This is a genomic window from Albibacterium profundi, assembly GCF_042159835.1.
In the GTDB taxonomy this organism is placed as follows: domain Bacteria; phylum Bacteroidota; class Bacteroidia; order Sphingobacteriales; family Sphingobacteriaceae; genus Albibacterium; species Albibacterium profundi.
This window is the reverse complement of the sequence record NZ_JBBVGT010000002.1, coordinates 2,089,957-2,109,060: the sequence shown is the minus strand read 5'-3', so window position 1 is coordinate 2,109,060 and position 19,104 is coordinate 2,089,957. Positions and strand designations below refer to the sequence as shown.

Annotated in this window: 12 protein-coding genes and 1 tRNA gene; 4 read left to right on the top strand and 9 right to left on the bottom strand. The window is 45.0% G+C overall.

All coding sequences use genetic code 11. The annotated features are described in order from the left end of the window. Positions 1 to 6: 6 nt before the first annotated feature. Genes WKR92_RS10855 through WKR92_RS10845 form a run of 3 tightly spaced genes read left to right on the top strand, consistent with a single transcriptional unit; the run spans position 7 to position 2,550 of the window. Positions 7 to 1,173, top strand: a complete 1,167-nt coding sequence (locus tag WKR92_RS10855; RefSeq protein ID WP_375557854.1) for a mandelate racemase/muconate lactonizing enzyme family protein — start codon at positions 7 to 9, stop codon at positions 1,171 to 1,173. Positions 1,174 to 1,176: 3 nt separating this feature from the next. Next, a complete protein-coding gene (locus WKR92_RS10850) occupies positions 1,177 to 1,662 on the top strand; it encodes a VOC family protein (RefSeq protein WP_375557853.1) in 486 nt (161 codons plus the stop codon). A 12-nt stretch (positions 1,663 to 1,674) separates the two neighbouring features. Then, positions 1,675 to 2,550 (top strand): 2-hydroxyacid dehydrogenase, encoded by an 876-nt coding sequence (locus WKR92_RS10845; RefSeq protein ID WP_375557852.1) that lies wholly within the window; start codon positions 1,675 to 1,677, stop codon positions 2,548 to 2,550. A gap of 30 nt (positions 2,551 to 2,580) precedes the next feature. Here WKR92_RS10845 and WKR92_RS10840 read toward each other — a convergent pair whose 3' ends face one another. From WKR92_RS10840 to WKR92_RS10825, 4 genes are all read right to left on the bottom strand, one after another. Further along, complete coding sequence (locus WKR92_RS10840; RefSeq protein ID WP_375557851.1) at positions 2,581 to 5,772, bottom strand: PVC-type heme-binding CxxCH protein; 3,192 nt, start codon at positions 5,770 to 5,772, stop codon at positions 2,581 to 2,583. A gap of 68 nt (positions 5,773 to 5,840) precedes the next feature. Continuing rightward, positions 5,841 to 7,067: a PepSY-associated TM helix domain-containing protein gene (locus WKR92_RS10835; RefSeq protein ID WP_375557850.1), complete on the bottom strand. Its 1,227-nt coding sequence runs from the start codon at positions 7,065 to 7,067 to the stop codon at positions 5,841 to 5,843. A 20-nt stretch (positions 7,068 to 7,087) separates the two neighbouring features. Then, positions 7,088 to 8,446 carry a hypothetical protein gene (locus WKR92_RS10830; RefSeq protein WP_375557849.1) on the bottom strand — a complete coding sequence of 453 codons (1,359 nt, stop codon included), beginning with the start codon at positions 8,444 to 8,446 and terminating at the stop codon, positions 7,088 to 7,090. A gap of 25 nt (positions 8,447 to 8,471) precedes the next feature. Further along, positions 8,472 to 10,898, bottom strand: coding sequence for a TonB-dependent receptor (locus WKR92_RS10825; RefSeq protein ID WP_375557848.1), 2,427 nt, complete (start codon positions 10,896 to 10,898; stop codon positions 8,472 to 8,474). A 97-nt stretch (positions 10,899 to 10,995) separates the two neighbouring features. Between WKR92_RS10825 and WKR92_RS10820 the strand changes: the two genes are divergently transcribed. After that, a complete protein-coding gene (locus WKR92_RS10820; protein ID WP_375557847.1) occupies positions 10,996 to 11,904 on the top strand; it encodes an AraC family transcriptional regulator in 909 nt (302 codons plus the stop codon). Here the strand turns inward: WKR92_RS10820 and WKR92_RS10815 are convergent. From WKR92_RS10815 to WKR92_RS10795, 5 genes are all read right to left on the bottom strand, one after another. Beyond that, on the bottom strand, positions 11,896 to 12,747 hold the full coding sequence (locus WKR92_RS10815) for a universal stress protein (protein WP_375557846.1): 852 nt from the start codon (positions 12,745 to 12,747) through the stop codon (positions 11,896 to 11,898). The two genes, WKR92_RS10820 and WKR92_RS10815, sit on opposite strands and share 9 nt — an antisense overlap. A 2-nt stretch (positions 12,748 to 12,749) precedes the next feature. Then, positions 12,750 to 14,402 carry a BCCT family transporter gene (locus WKR92_RS10810; protein WP_375557845.1) on the bottom strand — a complete coding sequence of 551 codons (1,653 nt, stop codon included), beginning with the start codon at positions 14,400 to 14,402 and terminating at the stop codon, positions 12,750 to 12,752. A 210-nt stretch (positions 14,403 to 14,612) separates the two neighbouring features. After that, a complete protein-coding gene (locus WKR92_RS10805) occupies positions 14,613 to 15,701 on the bottom strand; it encodes a Gfo/Idh/MocA family protein (protein WP_375557844.1) in 1,089 nt (362 codons plus the stop codon). Between the two features lie 50 nt (positions 15,702 to 15,751). Further along, the gene (locus WKR92_RS10800; RefSeq protein WP_375557843.1) at positions 15,752 to 18,838 is read right to left on the bottom strand and encodes a PQQ-dependent sugar dehydrogenase; all 3,087 of its coding nucleotides are present in this window, start codon (positions 18,836 to 18,838) and stop codon (positions 15,752 to 15,754) included. A gap of 116 nt (positions 18,839 to 18,954) precedes the next feature. Next, positions 18,955 to 19,041: transfer RNA gene (locus WKR92_RS10795), tRNA-Ser, on the bottom strand. Between the last annotated feature and the right edge of the window lie 63 nt (positions 19,042 to 19,104).

Here is a 19,104-nt window from a genome sequence, read left to right as displayed (position 1 = left end):
ATAAACATGAAAATAACAAATGTAGAAGCATTTTGGTTACGCTGTCCCATTCCGAAAGAAAAGCAGCATTTCTCGGATTACGGGCTTCAGACAAGCTTTGATATGACCTTGGTGGTGGTGACTACCGAAGATGGCTTGCAGGGTTTTGGGGAAGCGAAAGCGGCGGTAGGTTCGTCGGGTGTTTGCGCATCGATTGTCAATTGTGTAGAAAATGAACTAAAGCCTATCTTAATGGGTAAAGACGCCGCTAATATCAGCCGGCTCTGGGAGGAAATGTACAATGGCTCGCGCGATCATTATGCGCTTTCCAGAGGCAGGAAATTTCCGATTTTGGGGAGACGGGGACTGACCGTCTCTGCGATGAGCGGTGTGGATACGGCACTGTGGGATCTGAAAGGGAAAGCCTTGAATACGCCGGTGTTAAACCTGCTTGGCGGCGCCTGTCGCGATCAGATGCCGGCCTATGCCAGTGGCGGTTGGGCAGACGCAGAGCAGATAGGTTCCCAGCTAAATGGCTATGTAGCCAAAGGTTTTGGTGGCGTAAAGATGCGTGTGGGTGTCATGGATGAGACGGTTGCCACCAGTGTGAAACGGGTTCAAGCGGCACGAGAGGCTCTGGGGCCGGATATTAAGTTAATGGCGGATGCGCACGGCACGTTCAGTGTTCCGGAAGCAAAGCAGTTCTGCCGAGGTGTAGAAGATTGTGACCTCTATTGGTTTGAAGAGCCGATTAGTCCGGATAACCGTCATGGTACCGCAGAAGTGCGAGCGTCTACGTCCATCCCCATTGCGGCGGGTGAAAGTGAATATACCAGTTTCGATATACGCGATCTGCTGGAAGTACGGGCTTTGGATGTGATCCAGCCCGATGCGGCCATTATAGGTGGTATTTCTGAGGCGATGCGTGTGGGTCATTTAGCCAATGTTCATCAACTGGAACTGGCTCCACATTGTTGGGGATCAGCCTTTTCGTTTATGGCCGGATTGCAGGTAGCTTTTGCGTCGCCTGCGGCAACAATCATCGAGTTTTCATTGGGTGGCAATCCGATGATGTATGATTTGGTAAACGAACAGATTCAGGTGCACGATGGTATTGTCGGAGCACCTACCGCACCCGGCCTGGGTTTAACACCTAACTGGGACTTTGTACAGGAATTCAAACAAAACAAATAAAATATGGCAAGAGCATTAAAAATAAACCACGTAACCGTCATCGTAGACAACCTGGAAAAAGCAGGAGAGTTCTACCAACATGAATTAGGCCTGGAACCAATTCCTGCCTTTCGTTTTGATTATCCGGTGATGTTTTTCAAATTCAATGAGGACCAACAATTGCATATTTCTGAATGGGAGGACACCCCATCCTTTCGGGGACATATCTGCGTGCAAATTGACGATTTCAATGGCTTTTTCTTTCGGATGAAAGAACTGGATGTAATTGATGTGCAACCTTGGGGAAAAGTAAGGCAACTGCCGGATGGTGCCATGCAGATGTTTGTACGGGATCCGGGGGGCAACCTGGTAGAAGTTTCTTCGCAACCAGGCAGTGAGGTAGATCCTCGTATCTTTGAAGATGAACTCTATGAAGAAGGTTTGTATGTGTCCAACCGAAATGACTTTAGAGGTTACCGTTCGGATGATGCAACGCTTTATCATAAATAGAAAGAAAAAATCATGAAGAAAAACGTTCTGCTGCTGGAGCCGATAACCGAGGAAGCGCAAGATATGTTAGCGGAGCATGTGCATGTGCTGACCGAACGAGGTGAGCAAGCTGTGCATGCGATTATCACCCGTGGCAAAGAGCAAATAGACAAGGCGCTGATCGACGCTTGCCCCGACCTACAGGCCGTTGCGCGCTGCGGAGTAGGGCTGGATAATGTGGATGTGGAAACTGCCAAAGCAAAGAACATTCAAGTGATTAACACACCGGGTGCGAATGCGGCCACCATGGCCGAACATACACTTTCCTTAATGCTAATGCTGGCAAGAAACATGTACCGGTCGGCCGCCGAAGTAAAGGATGGCAACTGGACCTGGCGCAGCCAGTATAGCGGTGATGAGTTAGCCGGCAAAACCCTTGGTATCTTGGGCATGGGTGATATTGGGGAACGGGTAGCGCGACTCGGTGAGGCATTCGGCATGAAGGTGCTGTATTGGAACCGATCGAAAAAAGATATCCCCTATTCGTATAAACCTTTGCAAGAAGTCTTACAGGAGGCGGATGTGCTCAGCCTCCACTTACCTTTAAGTGATAGCACGGAAGGGATTCTTGGGGCGGATGAACTCGCTTTGCTGAAGCCTTCTGCCCTGCTGATCAACACCGCACGTGGTGCACTCATTGATCATGATGCATTATTTGAGGCATTAACGAATAAAAAGATTGCAGGCTTTGCCGCTGATGTATTGCCGCAAGAACCACCGGTAGGCGACTGGCCCATTATCCAACTGCCGAATGTGCTGATTACGCCGCATTCGGGCAGTCTGACGGCGTCGACTTTCCAACAAATGTGTAAGATCGTTGTACAGAAAGTCATCGACGCACTGAAGTAGTGCCGGTTACAACTTACAGCAGATTAAATCTTACAGCGGATAAAGTTTGAGTAGCTCATCCGACGAGTAGAAGCCTTCTTTATCTTTCGTTGCTTCTCGTACTTCCTTTACGGTCGCCGGTTTAATCGCCGACGCAGAGTTACCAAAGCTATTGCGCACATAGGTGGCAACCGCTGCTACCTCTTCATCATTTAGGAGTCCGCCAAAAGGAGTCATCGGAACCTGTCCCGGAAAATCATCTCCATTGACTGTAATCGGCCCCAACATCCCATTGAGGATAACTCGGATCATCCGTTCTTGACTTCCTGTGACCCATCGGGTTTCAGACAAAGGCGGAAAACCAGATAGTGGCAATCCTTTACCATCGGGTTGATGACAGGTGACACAATAGCCTTCTCTCAGGTAGATTGCCTCCCCTTTCCTAAATAGTTCCTGCTCTTCCTTGCTTAGGTTAGCCGGCAAGTTCTTCGCTTCCTCTTTGGCTTTATTCTTATTTTCCGCTTCAGCGAGAGCTCTTCGGTCGTCAATAGACATCAGATTGAGGTGCGCATCCGCCGTCTCATAGGCTATTTGCATCCAATCGTCAATTGGCATCTCGCTCGCTTTTTCCAGTATTGCCAAGCCCTGTTCTTTCGGCAACCAAGAAGCGGTTACAATAGCTTCGAGGCGAACACGACCGTGTGGATCTGCGGCGGCCTGCATCAAGAGCTCTTGCTGATTTTCCACTTGATGACCCGTATAGCGCAGAACGCGAACGGCTGCTGCCCTAGCATGGTAATCTTCCGCCTTAAGTAAACGAGAAAGCAATTGCTGGTCGACTTGATTCGCTCCCCAAGTTACCCACAGCGCTTCGAGCAAATGGTGTTCATAGCGCTCATCATTCTTATCCAATTTCTCTACCCAATCTTTTACTGCTTCCACAACATCGGCAGTTTCCCGCCCCCGAAGCTCGTTCCGCGTACGGTAGCGTGTCCGATATTCCGGTAGTTTTAGATTATCAAGCAAGTCAGGAATACTAGCGCCGTCGATTTTGGCAGGTTCCACCAAAGGTCGCGATGGGTAGGTAATCCGGTAAATGCGCCCATGCGTGTGATCACGAAGCGGATCACGGGCATTATGCTGCATGTGACCGATCAGCACATTGTGCCAATCCACAATATAAAGCGAGCCATCGGGTGCAAATTCCAAGTCGACCGGCCGAAAATTATTATCCGACGAGACCAACAGGTCCTGTCGATGATGACTCTCGTAGCCTGTCCCCGCATCGGTGAGCGTATGTTGTTTGGTTCCTAAGAATCCAATGGTATTATTGATTAGAAAATCCCCTTGCATTTCATCCGGGAAATGGCGACTGGAAACAAATTCCAATCCGGAGGTTGGTCGCACTCGGTGATCCGGGTCAATCAGGTTTCTGGATGTCTTTGTATTCACACCATAGCGCGGCTTCACACTTGCCGGCATCATCCAACGTACATCCGGACTGGAGGTTTCTGCATAGAAATTTTGCCCCCAATCGTCAAAAGCGATGCCCCATGGATTAGGTGAATAGGGCTGCGAGGTTCGTTCTAATTTCCGTCGCTTCGGGTCGTAACGGTAAAAACCGCCCTGCGTAGCTCTCACCGGTCCGTAAGAGGTCTCCACGTTGGTATGCAAGAAAATCCCTTCACCCATAAAGATTGCTCCCGATGGAGATGATGTAAATGCATGGATATTATGATGCGTATCATGATCATCAAAACCACTCAATAAGATTTCCCGTTCATCGGCCTTACCATCGCCGTCTGTATCCTTTAAGAGAATCAAATTGGTCCCCTGCGACACGTACACTCCTTCTTCGGTGACTTCAAATCCAAGCGGAAGATGCAAGCCGTCAGCAAAGATGGTTTGCTTGTCCGCTTTACCATCACCATCCGTATCCTCCAAAATCAGGAGCTTATCATCCGGTTTCGGGTCGCCCGGTTTATAGTGCGGATAGCTCGGCATGGCCGCCACCCAGAGTCGCCCACTATTATCAAAGGTCAGCTGAAAAGGTTTCGCCAAGTCGGGAAACTCCTGCTCAGATGCAAATAATTCTATTTCAAAACCCGGAGCGGTATGAAGGGTGCTTAGCGCCTCTTCATCTGACAGATACTTTACTTCCTTCTTGTAATTCGTTTCCACTTCAGGAAGATCTCTAGTCTTACGGTCTGCCGCTTCTAAGTCGATCGTCTCCCCTTTTAAAGCCAACTGGATTGCAGAATCACGCACCGCGGTCATCTGTCTGATCTTTTCGATTTCAGCGGGATAGTTATCGGGTCCAAAAGGGTCATAGCGCCTACCATAGGCATGTACTCCATTCGGAATTTTAAAATCGTTATGCCACATCCAGTCCTTTTCCAATACAGCGGCGCGAACCGCTTCTGGGTCGGCATCCGACTCATGCGATTTCTCTCCGAAGCTAAGATCTGCCAATAGAGGAGCTAAACGAGCATAACCTTCAGCGTTCAATTGCGAACCATCGATCGTCAGCTGCGAACTTTCTTCAAACCAGTCTTTGGTTGGTTCGAAGAGATCGACAAAGAATACCTGATTACTATCGGCTACCGCTTCCATAGCTTCCGTATACAAAGCAAGGTTCTCGTTTTCCTTTCCCCCATCCGGCAAATCGTATTCATCCGACAGGTCTTCAAAAGCAATAGGTGACACCAAGACCAGTTGCGGTGGGTGCTGGCCATTATATTTTTGCTGAAGAGTATGCTTTACAAAAGCATCCAGTTCCTTCCTATAGTTTTCTAAGCCTTCCGGGCCTCGAAACGACTCATTAAATCCGAAAAAAGCTAAGATGACATCCGCTTTGAGTCGGCTTAACCATTGATCTTCCGTTTCAAAGAAACCTTGACTGTCCGAGTGATTATCAAGATCCTCCGGCTGAAACTTTTCAGCTCCAGGAAATGCCCATGGTGAATTCCGACTTGAATGTGGCCTGAATCCCGGCGTGTTTCCACCGTCGCCCATATTCCGGACAAAAAGGTTTGAATCTGGATAGCGCAAATGCAGTTCCGTCTCAAAATATCCAAAGTTCATCATTCTCGACGCCAGGTTATTACCGATCAGCACAATGTGCGTGTCTTTCTTCACATCGGCCGTCGGTCGCTGCGAACGATTGCATTGACTGAACGTAAAAGCAAATAAAATAGTGAATAGACTAAAAAAAATGATGTTTCCGGACGGATGAATTTTCATATACAGCGATTCAATTTAGGTTTGAAAACCAAACTTACGAATTTTATCGCTTTAAAAAATCCAGAAAACTACCGCTTTTTCTTTTTCATCTTATTCAGCCAAATCAGCACGCCGGTAACTGGTAATGACGTGGCGATTAAGCAGGAAATAAAATAAAGTAGCTTGGTAAAGGGTCCATAGATGTTACCGATATGTAAGGCCTTTATAGAGGCTGATGCCCGCTCATTAAACGGCCTCTCTCGAAAAATATCTTTATCCAGAACCTGACCACTATATTGATCCAAAGTCAATTTATCACCCGCCGAAGGAGCAAAGAAACCAAACCGATTTTTACTAATGGCCACCGTTCCCAAACTATCTGTTGCAAAATTAATGGTGATATCTCCTTCATAAGGGAGGATCTGATTGGTAGCTAAAATAATCTGTTCGATATTCATCGGCTCCTGTCCATCTGCAGGCATCATAGAAATCAGTGGGGTTTGCTCTTCCCTGGGAGCGTCTGGCGATTGATAGGTTCCCCAGGTTTTTTGCCAACCCGCCCGGTACCAGTCGAACGACCAAAACGGACCCGTCACAGCCATCAAAAAGAGAATGATACAGCTATAGAAGCCCAAGGTATTGTGCAAGTCGTGGTTTACCCGCTTCCAATTGGCATTCCATCGGATCTTCAACCCTTTTTTCCAAGATCGCATTTTGTTCGGGAACCAGATCACGATCCCGGTAATAACACCTAACAGGAACAGCAGGGTTGCTGTTCCTGAAATCCAAGATCCTAATTTTCGGTTTTCAACTCCGTCAATAAGAGGCTTTTCTATTTCATTGAGCAATAGCCAACGATGTAGACCAAACATCTTTTTCATGAACTCCGCTGTTTTGGTTTCGACCTCACTCGGATCACCAATCACCTTCGCCGTATAAGGGTTGACGGCCAGCTGATTCGGCCTTGGTCTTCTTCCCGAACGACTTGCCGGAGCATCTTTCTCGGCCTTCGTATACAGGAACGAGGTGGTGGCGTCCTTCGCATGCGGTACTTTTATACCGACAATTTCGCCATCAACCTGCGCCTCAACCATACCCAGCATGACATCGGGATTTATCTTATCTCCTTCTATCTGAACCTTGTGGTATTCGGGCATCGCCAGAGCTCTGATCTCCGTATTGTACGTATAAATTGTACCGGTCAGACAGACTATAAAAACGACGATTCCAGAGATCAGTCCTCCCCATAAATGGATCTGGTTTAAAGCCTTCCTAAGCTTCATCCATGTTGTTTTCTTTTGACTTCGTTTACTCATCCGTAGTTTCTAGTAAAATATTAATAAACGCCAATATAGCGGTTACCAGGCTTATTAATTAATTTTGCCCCAACAGACATTTCACCTGTTACTTTATTGAAGACAAGAATATTTCCGTCGGCACCCGTTGGCGCTACAGCGATAAATACTTCATCACCTACTTGAGCAATGTTCTGGATCTGACGGAAATCTAGTTTACCTTCATTCGGGATGGTATATTTTTGTGCGGTTTTCTTGTTTAGGTCGATACGCGCAATATAACCCCCTTCTTCTTCTCCACTTAATGAATAAACCACGAAGGCAATTCCGTCACCAACATATTTCCAAGTGTCGATATAAGTATCCTGCAGACCCAATGCCTCGTCTAAACTAAACACGTAATCATCATAATCATTGGTTTCCGAATTGATGCGTAATATCTTCGATCCACCCGTGCCGATTAGCTCGCCCGAGGTAGCTTGATAGACATGTCCGTCACTGCCTACATATTGCATGGTACTGCGGTAACCATTGGTATTACCTCTGGTTTTATCAGATGTAATGAGTGTCGGATTGCTTAAAGAAGGGTAATCCAAAACCAGCGTTTTCGCCCAGCTTTTTTGAGCCTGACGATCCACTTCGAAAACAGGTAAACCTTGATCGATGGTAAATGACGTCGTATTATAGCGATTAACGCCTACTCCGATATATACTTTGTCGCCTGCCTTATTAACAACCGGCACATCCATTCTAAAAATGTAATAACCTGCTGCACGCTCTTCTTCCGTCAAAGCCAATTCAAATGAAGCTGTTTCCGTAATTTTAGGATCATTTAAGTCCAAAGAAATCACATTGATATCTGAAATGGTTTCTTTATACACGAAATTAGGAGCTGTACCTATATAAACAGGATCTTGAGCTGATGCACGAACAGCAACCCCTACCCCTTCGGTAGCTTTGAGCCATCTGGGAGCGGCGCTAACGTAATCGGCAGTTTCAACTTCAGGTCCTTCAATTACAAAGTTTTTACCTCCATTGACCTTATATTTATTAAACACACCACCATCGGCTCCTGTATATTGGATATTGTATAAATAATTCCCATCGGCGGAAGCTTGCAAGCGTGCTGTGCGGGATGATTTTATATGTTGTCCTTGATCAAATACATTGATGGAAAATTCAGGATCTTTAGCTTGCTGAGCTATCACACTGAATACTTGCGTTCCACCATTACCATCTCCGGGCTCGGTGTCCATCAGAGCTCCTGAAACCGTAATCCAGCGACCATCGGGATTCGGTTCAGGATTGGTTCCGATAGGATCATCTTTCGTGCAGCCGGCAAAGGATAGAGCCGAAAGCGTAAGACCCATAAGCGCGAATTTAACTATGTTGTTTTTCATTGTTATGTAGTTTGATTATTAAGTATTAAAATTTATTAATTGAGTAATTAAGCTTTAAAAAGACTGCTCTTCCTGGCTTTTGCACTCCAAAATTGTCATAGACTTCTGCATTGAACATATTTTTCACATCGACACTGGCAATGATCCGTCGTGATGGAAAAATATAGCTAAAACCGACATTCTGTGCCAGCTGCGTTGGGGTGACAAACCATTCGGACTCCGGCCATACAGTACGAAAAGGAGCTACGAAACCAAGGCTATAGAACATGTTTAATTGGGAGTTTTTCTGAATGAGATCATCCAAACGGTATTGTACATTTCCGTTCATCGTAAAAAAAGGCTCGTTTGGAATCTGCTTATTATAGTAAGTCATCCGTTGCCCGGTCGCTGGATCAAACTCTTGTTTGAACAGGGAGTTGAACTTCGAGAAATTAAACATCACCGTCAGGTTGTTTTTGTAGATATAATTTAACTCCCCTTCGAAGCCGAGCGATTGCGCTAATCCTAGATTCACATATTGTGTTAATTCAATTTCTTGGTTATTGAGCAGCTCATTCGCTCGCGGCATAATCCGATCCTTCACATTTCTCCAAAACACATTGGTCCCCAATGAGATTCTATGATCATCAAAATGAAAGCTTCCCAGTCGGAATCCTAGATTGATATTATCTGATATTTCTGGAGTTATACCTGGGTTGGCAAGCACATTATCTTCAGGGCTACCGAAAGTTTCACGGTCGACCGGCATCCGGACAGCACGCTCCGCAGAGGCCATCAAGATAACAGTTGGTCTAATCCGGTACGACGCTGCCAAACCATAACCATCATGAGTTCGGTTATCCTTGGTCTCGTTTTTCTGGACAGTCGTTTGCCCATTGTCCGACGAAGCGATGTAGGTAGTGCGGACGGTGGACTGCTGATATAGCTTATAGAATACGTTGGTGACTAGTCGGTTATCAAAGGTTTGTGCTTCGTAGTTGAAGGATAATACATTTTTGGCAAGATCATTACTGCTATCAAAACCAAGATCATTTCCTGGTTTAAGCAGATCGTAATCTTTCCGGTCGACCGTATAAAAGACGTGGTTCAATGACAATCGATGACCGGAAATGATATTGTAGCTTAAATTTGAACGAACATTCGCCACTTGACGATCTATATCCGCCATCACCGGATCACCTTGCTGTCCTCCATCTAGTTTTCGAATGGGATTGCCATTCATATCTAGTCGGATCTTCCCATCCCAATTGTATGCCCAAGCCACAGTATCTAAAACATGGGTATTGCGAAAACTATAGACTCCATTGACCGCAAGATCGAGGCCTGGAGTAATCAGATCTTTTTTATTGTAAGTCAAGCTAAGTACATTGGCTTGAGCTTCTACAGTTCTACCCATGTACGGAGTTCCCATCGTTTGACCGTGCTGAATTTCATTGTAGGAATCAGAAATATGATAGCCCAATAGAAAATCATCCGCCCATTTCACATCCGTATAACCAAATTCAAAACGGCCGGCTAGAGATCGATAACCATCAAAAAAACGCTTGGTTCGGTAGTTCCGTTGAACAACCCCATTGGGTTCAATGTACTTGGAGAATTTCCCCCAAATCTCATAGTCGTTATCCGTATTCAACAAGCTCCCGGCAATTCGGGTAGTGAAGCCACTTTTAGCATGTCTGTATAAAGCACTGATATCCGATTGAGTGGTATTAAAGGAACCGTAGGAAACGGAAGCCGATAAACTATTCGTGGTGTTTTTCCCCTTTTTAAGAACAATATTGATAGCGCCACCCAGTAGGTCACCTGTTAAATGCGAAGGAAGCACACCCTTGTACACTTCAATCCGTTCGATCATGGACGGCGGAATATTACTGAGATTAAAAGATGAACCGTAGGTAGACATCTCGATGCCGTCGATAAAGATGCCGACTGAGCGACCGGTCATTCCGTTTAAGTTATATTCTACTTCAGAACCGAGACCCCCGCTTTGCCGAACACGTACGCCCACGGTCCGGTCAAGCAATTCATTCGTCTGAATATTCCGTGCTGCGACTTCCTTGGTTTCGATTACGTTAACCGCAAAACCCTGAGTCTCAATCTCTCTTTTAACCGTATTACGAGTGACACGAACCTCATTTAGTTTAATATCGCCTCTGGGGTCAACAGAAATAGGCAACTCATAGGTCGGTTTATTCACCTCTAGTGGCGTCCGTTTTGATATAATTTCAATTGAAGATACGATGATGGTATGCTTACCATAAGGCACCCCCTCCAATGTGTAAAAACCTTCGTCATCAGAGGATGAAATAAGTTGGGATCCTTCAACCTGTATAGTCGCCGTACTAACGGGTGTTCCATCGGTTAATTGAACCCTACCGCTAATCGTAGCGCTTTGCGCAAAAAGCACTGTACAAAGCAGTAAAAGTATATTTGTAAGCCAGAACTGTTTCATTAATTCGATATTAATATCTATCTTCGAGCACGCCTTAGAATAAGTCTAAATAAACTGCTGCAAATCTAGAATTATTCTAAATAAGAAAATGACGCAAGTGGAAAAAAAAGCTACGCAATCGGAAATATCAGGTCGTATGACGAGTATACAGACAAGTACCTTGGAACTAGGTACTTGTCTGTACTCGACTGTATTGGAAGGCAATCAGCGATTTCGCTTTGTTTCGCCGATCAACGGTTATCTGAACTTTCTATTGCATGAAGCGTCTTCTCATTGCACGCTGAATATCAATCAACACGATTATTTGATTCAAGAAGGCGAGAACATCTTTATCCAGGTGAAGAAAGGAGTTCCATTTGAATTGGAAAGCTATCATTCGGATAATACGCTCCTGCTCATGGTTGTCAACTGCAAAGCACTGATGACATTAGAGGAAGAACACACTTGCCATACAGGTCAGCTAGACCATGGATTAGTCACCCAATCGGATAATAGGGTTTCACTAACGCTCAAGCAAGTGATCGAACTGAATGAGGAGAAGTCCTGCCTGGCTCAGATCAAGCTACAATCTCTTCTCTTGGAACTTCTTATCTATCAGATCGAAGGTTTGCAAGTGGACAGTGACGTAAAAAAAATATCCTTAAGTAAAAACCACTTTGAAAAGATTCAGATGGTTAAAAGGCTCATCGACAGCGATCTTTCTAAAAATTATACGATTTCCGACTTGGCAAAGGCCGTGGGAACGAATAATCAGTATTTGAAAAAATACTTTAAGCAACAATACGGAAAAACTGTGATGAGCTATATGACGGAAATGAAAATGGAACATGCCAAGAAGTTGATTCTGATGGGTAAATACCGTATTGCCGACATAGCCAGAATATGTGGATACAAATATTCGACGCATTTTACGACCGCTTTTAAAAAGTATTTCGGTTTCGTTCCTAACTCCTTAAGGTACCTTCTCGTATTAGCGAGCAATGGAACCTTCCTCAGCCTACTTTAATATGTAAATCGTATTAAATGGATTTGTGGTTACGATTTCATTGATGGTACTACCGATAAATAAGGATGCAATATTACCCGAACCTTTGGCGGACATCACGATAACATCTGCGTCGAAACGTCTGCTTTCTTTTTCGATAATTCCAACGACGCCCTGACCGTCCTCATAGTAGGCATTAAACTCATAATTTGCGGATAGTTTGTACTTCTTCACTGCCTCAGCGTATTGTTTTTTAATATGCTTCTGTGTCTGCTCGATCGCCTTTTTATCATCGATAAAAGGAAAGAATAAGGAAGGTATGGTAAAGGCTTTAACGATTTTTACCTGCGCCGATGGTATCCTTTTTAGGATATCGGCCAACTTTTTGGCCACTAATTGAAAAGGGGCGCTGAAGTCGGTCGGCACCAGGATACGACCCCAATTCAGGGAAGCATTTGCAGGTACCAAAAGTAAATTTCCTTTATAGATACGAATTAGTTTTTGGGACATGCTGGCCGTGCCGTATTCTTCCTGTTTGAAGCCTAAGACAATGGTATCAATGTTATGTTTTTCCGCCCAGGTATTCAGACTATATTCCGTACTTGAGCCTTCCAAGATCGTTAAGTCGTATACGTTTTCATCTGGGAAGACTTTCGATATTTTCGCGCGTAAATTCTTTTCAATAATTGCTTTGATGTCCTTGTCGCCCAGCAATTTTTGAATCACTTCATCAACTTCATAGATTTTAATATTATGTATGAAATGTATCTGAGAAAGATCGGTCTGCTCGTTCAGCGAGTACGCATAGCGGATGATACTTTCATCCATCTCCATAAGGTCTAATGCAACAAGTATATTTTTCATGTTTATTTACTTTCAGCTTGTTCAACTAATTCCATAGTAGATTCGGACGCTTTTTCTTCTTCGAGAACCTTTTTCAGCATTGCTTTGTAAGTTTCTTTATCTTTCAATTTCGCCCGTCTTTTACTGATGTTAAAGTCTTCTCGAATTCCGATGTACAAAGAGATACACATAGCGACCAGCAAAATAGCGAAAGGAAGCCCAGAGATCGTTACCGCTGCCTGAAGCGTTCCTAATCCACCACCGGATAGCAAAGCTGCTGCGATACACCCTGCAAGAGATGCCCAGATAATTCGTTGAAGAGCAGGTGTTTTTTTATCGCCACCCGAGGTAATACCATCAACAACCAATGCTCCTGAGTCAGCCGATGTGATAATGAAACTACAGATTAGAATCATTCCCAGAACTTTCAATACGATAGCGAGCGGGAATTTCTCAAAGAACACAAAAAGCGCCGTTGAAATATTCTCGTTGACCGCAGCAACTAAGGAGAAATCTCCCCCTACCAGACCAAGCATGGTTGTACCTCCAAAAGCTGAGAACCATAAAAATGTAACCATCGCTGGCAAAAAGAGTACGCCTAGAACAAACTCTTTAATTGTTCTACCGCGCGACACCCTTGCGATAAATGTCCCCACGAATGGAGACCAAGATGCCCACCACCCCCAATACATCAATGTAACCCCATTATGCCAAGTGCTGTCGTCATAGGAACCTGACCATGTTGCCAAATCGACGAAATTAGTCAAGTAACTACCTACATTCTGGATGAATCCCTTCATAATAAATGCTGTGGGTCCTAACACTAGAACCATAAAGAAGATGATAATCGCAACGCCAACATTCATTTGGCTTAAAATTTTGACACCTCTATTAACCCCCGAAACAACAGAGATTGTAGCAATTGCCGTGACTGAAAAGATAATAAGATACTGGAACAACAAACTATGCGGTATTCCAAATACATGTGTAAAGCCGGCATTGATCTGCCCTACTCCGAAACCAAGTGTAGTCGCCAGACCAAATAGTGTTGCAACCACAGCTACCACGTCAATCACATTACCGATCCATCCATAAATACGTTCGCCTAGAAGTGGGTAGAAGGCAGACCGGATGGTCAATGGCATTTTTCTGTTATATGTAAAATAAGCTAGGGCCAAACCGATAACAGAGTAAATAGCCCATCCGTGGATACCATGATGTAGAAATGAGAAGTTGATGGCTTCCTGAGCGATGATGGTCGGATCGGCATCTGCAGAAAGTCGAGGTGGATTCAAGAAATCGCGTACCGGATCTGCAATACTGAACAATACTAAACCATTCCCGATACCTGCGCTGAATAGCATAGCGAACCAAGCTGTCGACTTAAACTCTGGTCGCGCTTCTGGTCCACCAAGCCGTATAGATCCATATTTACCGAAGGCCATGTAGATACAAAAAATGATAAAAGCATTTACCGAAAGCGTATAGATCCATCCGCCCTTTTGGGAAACGATATTCTGTACGTTCTCCAAGCTGCGTTGCGACTGCTCACTAAAAATAAGAGCAAACACGACGCTCAGGACAATCGTGATTAAGGCCGGATAGAATACTGGTTTGTGAATGACTAGTTTGGGAATCTTGCTTAAAAATGAATTACTCGACTTGTTTTCAGACATAAACATTTGTGTGTTTTTCAAGATCGATCAAAACGAATATCCATGTCTAACGCAGCTTTTGCGAGAGATTTAGGATTTGGTCACGAATTATCGTGTAAAATGTTCGGATCGAACTAATGGCGCGACTGCTCCTCCTCGAAACGGACTCTGGCAGTCGAAATTTAAAAATGCAAAGATACGCCTTTTAATGTCATAAGCAAAACTTCTGAATCACGATAAGTCAGAGGTACCTAAACTCACAATCTTTCCGGTCTTAACGGATTCATCGCAAGCAAAAGCGATTCGCAGGCTGTTGATAGCATCTTCCGTTGGCGATGTTAAATCGATATCCTCGCGAATTGCTTTTAAAAAGAATCGTTGTTCGCGATTGCAAAGCTCTTGATGGTCGGGTTCATCTTCTAAGTCAATCCACTGATCTTCCTTGACAAAGGCATTTTTATCATCGATATCGGCATGGTGAAAACGTAAAGATTCAGTTTGAGTATGCGATTCAACTGAATCAGACTTACCAGTACCTCCGGCTTCCTTGGCGACTATAGACACGGAGCCTTTAGGACCAATAACATCTTTGACAAAGAAGGCCGTTTCGCTAATCATCGGTCCCCACCCTGCTTCGTACCAACCTACGGATCCGTCTTCAAAACGAATTTGAAGTTGACCATAGTTATAATTATCAGCCGGGATGTCATCCGTTAATCGAGCACCAATGGCGCTTACCTGCACGGGTTTCGATCTGGTCATTTGGCACATGACATCAATGTAATGCACTCCACAATCAACAATGGGACTCAAACTCTTCATAAGGTTGCGATGGACATCCCACATGACACCGTGACTTTGTTGATTAAGGTTCATCCGCATAACCAATGGCTTTCCAAGATCATGACTTAAGTCGATAAATCGTTCCCACGATGGATGGTAACGCAGGATATAACCGACGACTAGTTTTTTATTATATTTCTTAGCTGCTTGAGCTACGCGAATAGAGCCTTCTACTGTATCTGCCAATGGTTTCTCGACAAAAACATGGCAACCATTTTCAAAGGCTTGAATAGCATAGGGTTCGTGCGTATCGGGATAGGTTGAGATACACACCGCATCCGGCTTGGTTTTTTGCAAAGCTTCTTCGTAATCGTTGAAGAGCTCGTAGCCTCCGCCCAGTTCTTCATTTACCTTATGCTTGCTGTCTCCTCTGGAAACCAGACCACAGACTTCAAAACCATCTAATAAATGATAGGCTTTGGCATGCGATGCACCCATATTACCACAACCGACAACTAAAACTCGAATAGGATTCATTTTTATTACAGATTTAATGCTAAAATAAGAATGATTTAGTTAATGACGATTTATTGTCTTTCAAACTTGATCCAATCGAGATTGAAAAAGTTTTGATCGCCTCCCTTGAATACGAAATAGAGATCATGCTGTCCTTTGGTAGCGTTTACCGACGCGGTGAACTCCTTCCAGCCGATCGCGGCCCAGTCGCCCGACGCTGCCGGCACTTCCAAGGAACTAATAAGTTTCCCATCGATCCCGTCGATTCGCAACTCAATCGTACCTCCTGCCCCGTTGGGCTGAATATTGTAGATTAGGGACTTCACCTGACTGAGATCGATTGCATCAAACTTCATGTACTTACCATCGACAATTCCCAAGGCATAAGACAGGAATTCGGTCGTGATGGTACCAATGCGAACATTTCCTTCATCGAAGTCCTCGACCTGCACTAAGGGGTTTCTCAATAGCAGATAATCGCGACTCTGTAATTCTCCAATATCATTCGCTCCTTGATCTTTATAGCTGGCATTCAGCAAATACACCCCTTCATTACCCTTGCCTTCATGAGCTTTTAGTGGAATAACATCTTGCAATGGCAAACTGGACGGCTCATTCGAAAGCGACAAAATATAATCGACCATCTCCTGAGCTTCTTCGACTGACACGGTAGGGTGAGGTGTCATTGCTCGTTCTCCCCAATTACCGCTTCCGCCGTCGATAATCTTGCGTGCTAACTGCTTTTTAGCATTTGCTTGGTCGGCATAACGGTCAGCAATAGCTAGGTAGGTTGGGCCAACCGACTCTTGATCTAACGAGTGGCATGATTTGCAGTCCAGTGCTGCGATCATTTGCTTACCTCGTATGTGCTGCAGACTACTGATATCTTGATTTCCAGTGAGAATGGTAGCGACATCCCTACCTTGTGGTATATATCCGAAAGCGATTTGCAATCTTGAAGGATCGATATCCTCCTCTGGATCGGATACTTGAATATCGTAATCTAAGTCGACTCCATCCCAGTAGAAACTCCGATTTGATTGTGTGGCGATAGATATAGCCGGCGGTGTATTACCTACAAACACTTCCCTCGTCGTCTCCCCGACGGCGCCATCTTTATCGACAACTTTTAAGATTATTTCATAGGTGCCATTATTCTCAAAAGTATAGCTTACTCCTTCGCCAGTAAGTTTCTCATCATTAATAATCCATTCGTAATGAAGCTGACCTTGCCCGTCTAGGTCGGCCGACTCTCCCGCTGAGAGTTGAACCATCATGGGCGCAGCACCATATTGTTGATCCATTTCGATGACAGCTTTCGGCGCCCGGTTTCCTTCGACATATTGTATACGCGTTATTCGCGCATTGGTGTTTTTGGAAAACCAATTGGTCCCGTACTCCAATATATACAGGGAGCCATCGTCCGCAAACTGCAAGTCGACCGGCGCGTCAAAGTTTATGTGATCTAGAAACGGTTCCATGCGCAGATATTCGCCATTTTCATCCAAGGTCACCGCGATAATCCAGCCAGGAATCCATTCGTAAATCAGCAGCTTTCCATCATAATATTCGGATAGCGCATAGGGTGCATCATTAAATTCAGATCGATAATAAACGGGACCTGCCATGGCACTCGCTCCTCCGGTCCCCACCAAAGGAAATTCAGGTGACACCCCTTTTCCATACCAGATCATGGCAGGCTGTGCTGGCGGTAGTTCGCGAGCGCCGGTGTTGTTGGGCGACTCATTGATTGGCTTTGCTGGATCTTTTCCCGGACCTGGTATTTTGGTCCCGTAATCATACATCGGGAAGATCTCATTGTCGCCAAGAAAATAAGGCCAGCCATAAAATCCGGGTTCACGAACTTGGTTGATTTCATCAAAGCTCATCAGTTCACCCGTACGTCCTTTCACTTTCGTATCAGGTCCTACTTCACCAAAATAGAAATAGCCATTTTTTGGGTCAAGGCTAAAGCGAAAAGGATTCCGCACACCCATCACATAGATTTCTGGGCGCCCTTCCGAACCGTCCTTGGGAAATAAGTTTCCGTCCGGGATGGCATATCCACCTTCATCCAGCGGTTTAATCCGCAAAATCTTTCCCCTTAAATCGTCGGTATTAGCGGCAGTAGCCTGATCGTCCGAATGATGCCGGCCGGGTCGCTCGTCGACTGGAGTATAACCTTCTGTTTCTTCTGCATTGGTGTTGTCTCCAACCGACAGGTACAAAAGACCATCTTGATCAAATGCCACGTATCCAGCTGAATGACAGCAGTATATCCGTTGCGTAGGTATCTCTAATACCTTGGATTCGGTATTCAGGGCCAAGCTGTCGCCATGCAACTCGTAGCGGGCCAAGCGGTTGACTGCTTCTTCGCCTGCAACAGCATAATATAGATAGATCCAATGGTTTTCTTTGAAGTCTGGATCCGCAGCCACACCCAGTAAACCATCTTCAATTCCGCTAAAAACATTGATATTAGCAATAGTTTTCGTTTCCCCACTGGCTTCTTCATAGAGTTTAAGACCGCCCTTGCGTTCGACAAATAACACATCTTTATTGGGAAGAATAGCCATCTGCAGCGGCTCGTCTAGCCCTTCAACTAAGACCTCACGTGTATAGCGACTGCTATCGGGTACCGCTAGGCTTGTTGCTTTACTGAAATCGGGAACTTTGTTCTTACCGATCGTATAGCTGAGTGCAGCCATCAGTTCTTCCTCGGTATAATTAGAATCCAATACGGCTAACCGACCTCGGTCTTGTTCAAACATGGTGGTAGAGTCTTGTTCACGCCAACGCTGCAGCCAAGGCCAGCCATGATTCGACAAGATGGTATCACGAATAGCAACAATGCCTCCGCCACCGGCTTCTAAATAGCGTTTTAAACGAGGAATAGCACGATGATCCAATTGGTTAAGTTCACTGACCGTTAAAAGAATAGCGCTGATATTTTGAAGGGAGTCTTCAGCAAACAACAGCGGATCTGGGCTTTGAATCAGCGACCAGCCTTTGGAACTAACCGACGTCTGGATGTCTTCAACAAGCCTTTCATCCGACTGGCTCGAAAAATGAAGGATCTGTACTTGTTTCCGAGAGGGCGTACAGCTAAAAATAAATACACAAAAAAGTAGCGATAGGGTCAGGTGACTTTTCTTCATAAGGCTATTTTATGGTAAAAATACGATATAGCTTGACAATTTAGATTAAAAGGAGCGGAATTACAGTCGCTTTAATGGTAAAAAAAAGAGGGTCTTCGTGATGAAGACCCTCTCAGCGGAGAGAGCGGGATTCGAACCCGCGGTACCGTTTCCAGTACGACAGTTTAGCAAACTGTTCCTTTCGGCCACTCAGGCACCTCTCCGTTTAAGGAATGCAAATATAGCAAATCAAACTACTTTGCAAAAATATTTTAAAGAATCGCCAG

What these genes read in the sequence shown, in the direction of transcription:
- WKR92_RS10855 (WP_375557854.1), top strand. Translation starts at nt 7, where the DNA reads ATGAAAATAACAAATGTAGAAGCATTTTGGTTACGCTGTCCCATTCCG.
- WKR92_RS10845 (WP_375557852.1), top strand. Translation starts at nt 1,675, where the DNA reads ATGAAGAAAAACGTTCTGCTGCTGGAGCCGATAACCGAGGAAGCGCAA.
- WKR92_RS10800 (WP_375557843.1), bottom strand. Translation starts at nt 18,838, where the DNA reads ATGAAGAAAAGTCACCTGACCCTATCGCTACTTTTTTGTGTATTTATT.
- WKR92_RS10850 (WP_375557853.1), top strand. Translation starts at nt 1,177, where the DNA reads ATGGCAAGAGCATTAAAAATAAACCACGTAACCGTCATCGTAGACAAC.
- WKR92_RS10805 (WP_375557844.1), bottom strand. Translation starts at nt 15,701, where the DNA reads ATGAATCCTATTCGAGTTTTAGTTGTCGGTTGTGGTAATATGGGTGCA.
- WKR92_RS10830 (WP_375557849.1), bottom strand. Translation starts at nt 8,446, where the DNA reads ATGAAAAACAACATAGTTAAATTCGCGCTTATGGGTCTTACGCTTTCG.
- WKR92_RS10825 (WP_375557848.1), bottom strand. Translation starts at nt 10,898, where the DNA reads ATGAAACAGTTCTGGCTTACAAATATACTTTTACTGCTTTGTACAGTG.
- WKR92_RS10815 (WP_375557846.1), bottom strand. Translation starts at nt 12,747, where the DNA reads ATGAAAAATATACTTGTTGCATTAGACCTTATGGAGATGGATGAAAGT.
- WKR92_RS10840 (WP_375557851.1), bottom strand. Translation starts at nt 5,772, where the DNA reads ATGAAAATTCATCCGTCCGGAAACATCATTTTTTTTAGTCTATTCACT.
- WKR92_RS10835 (WP_375557850.1), bottom strand. Translation starts at nt 7,067, where the DNA reads ATGAGTAAACGAAGTCAAAAGAAAACAACATGGATGAAGCTTAGGAAG.
- WKR92_RS10810 (WP_375557845.1), bottom strand. Translation starts at nt 14,402, where the DNA reads ATGTCTGAAAACAAGTCGAGTAATTCATTTTTAAGCAAGATTCCCAAA.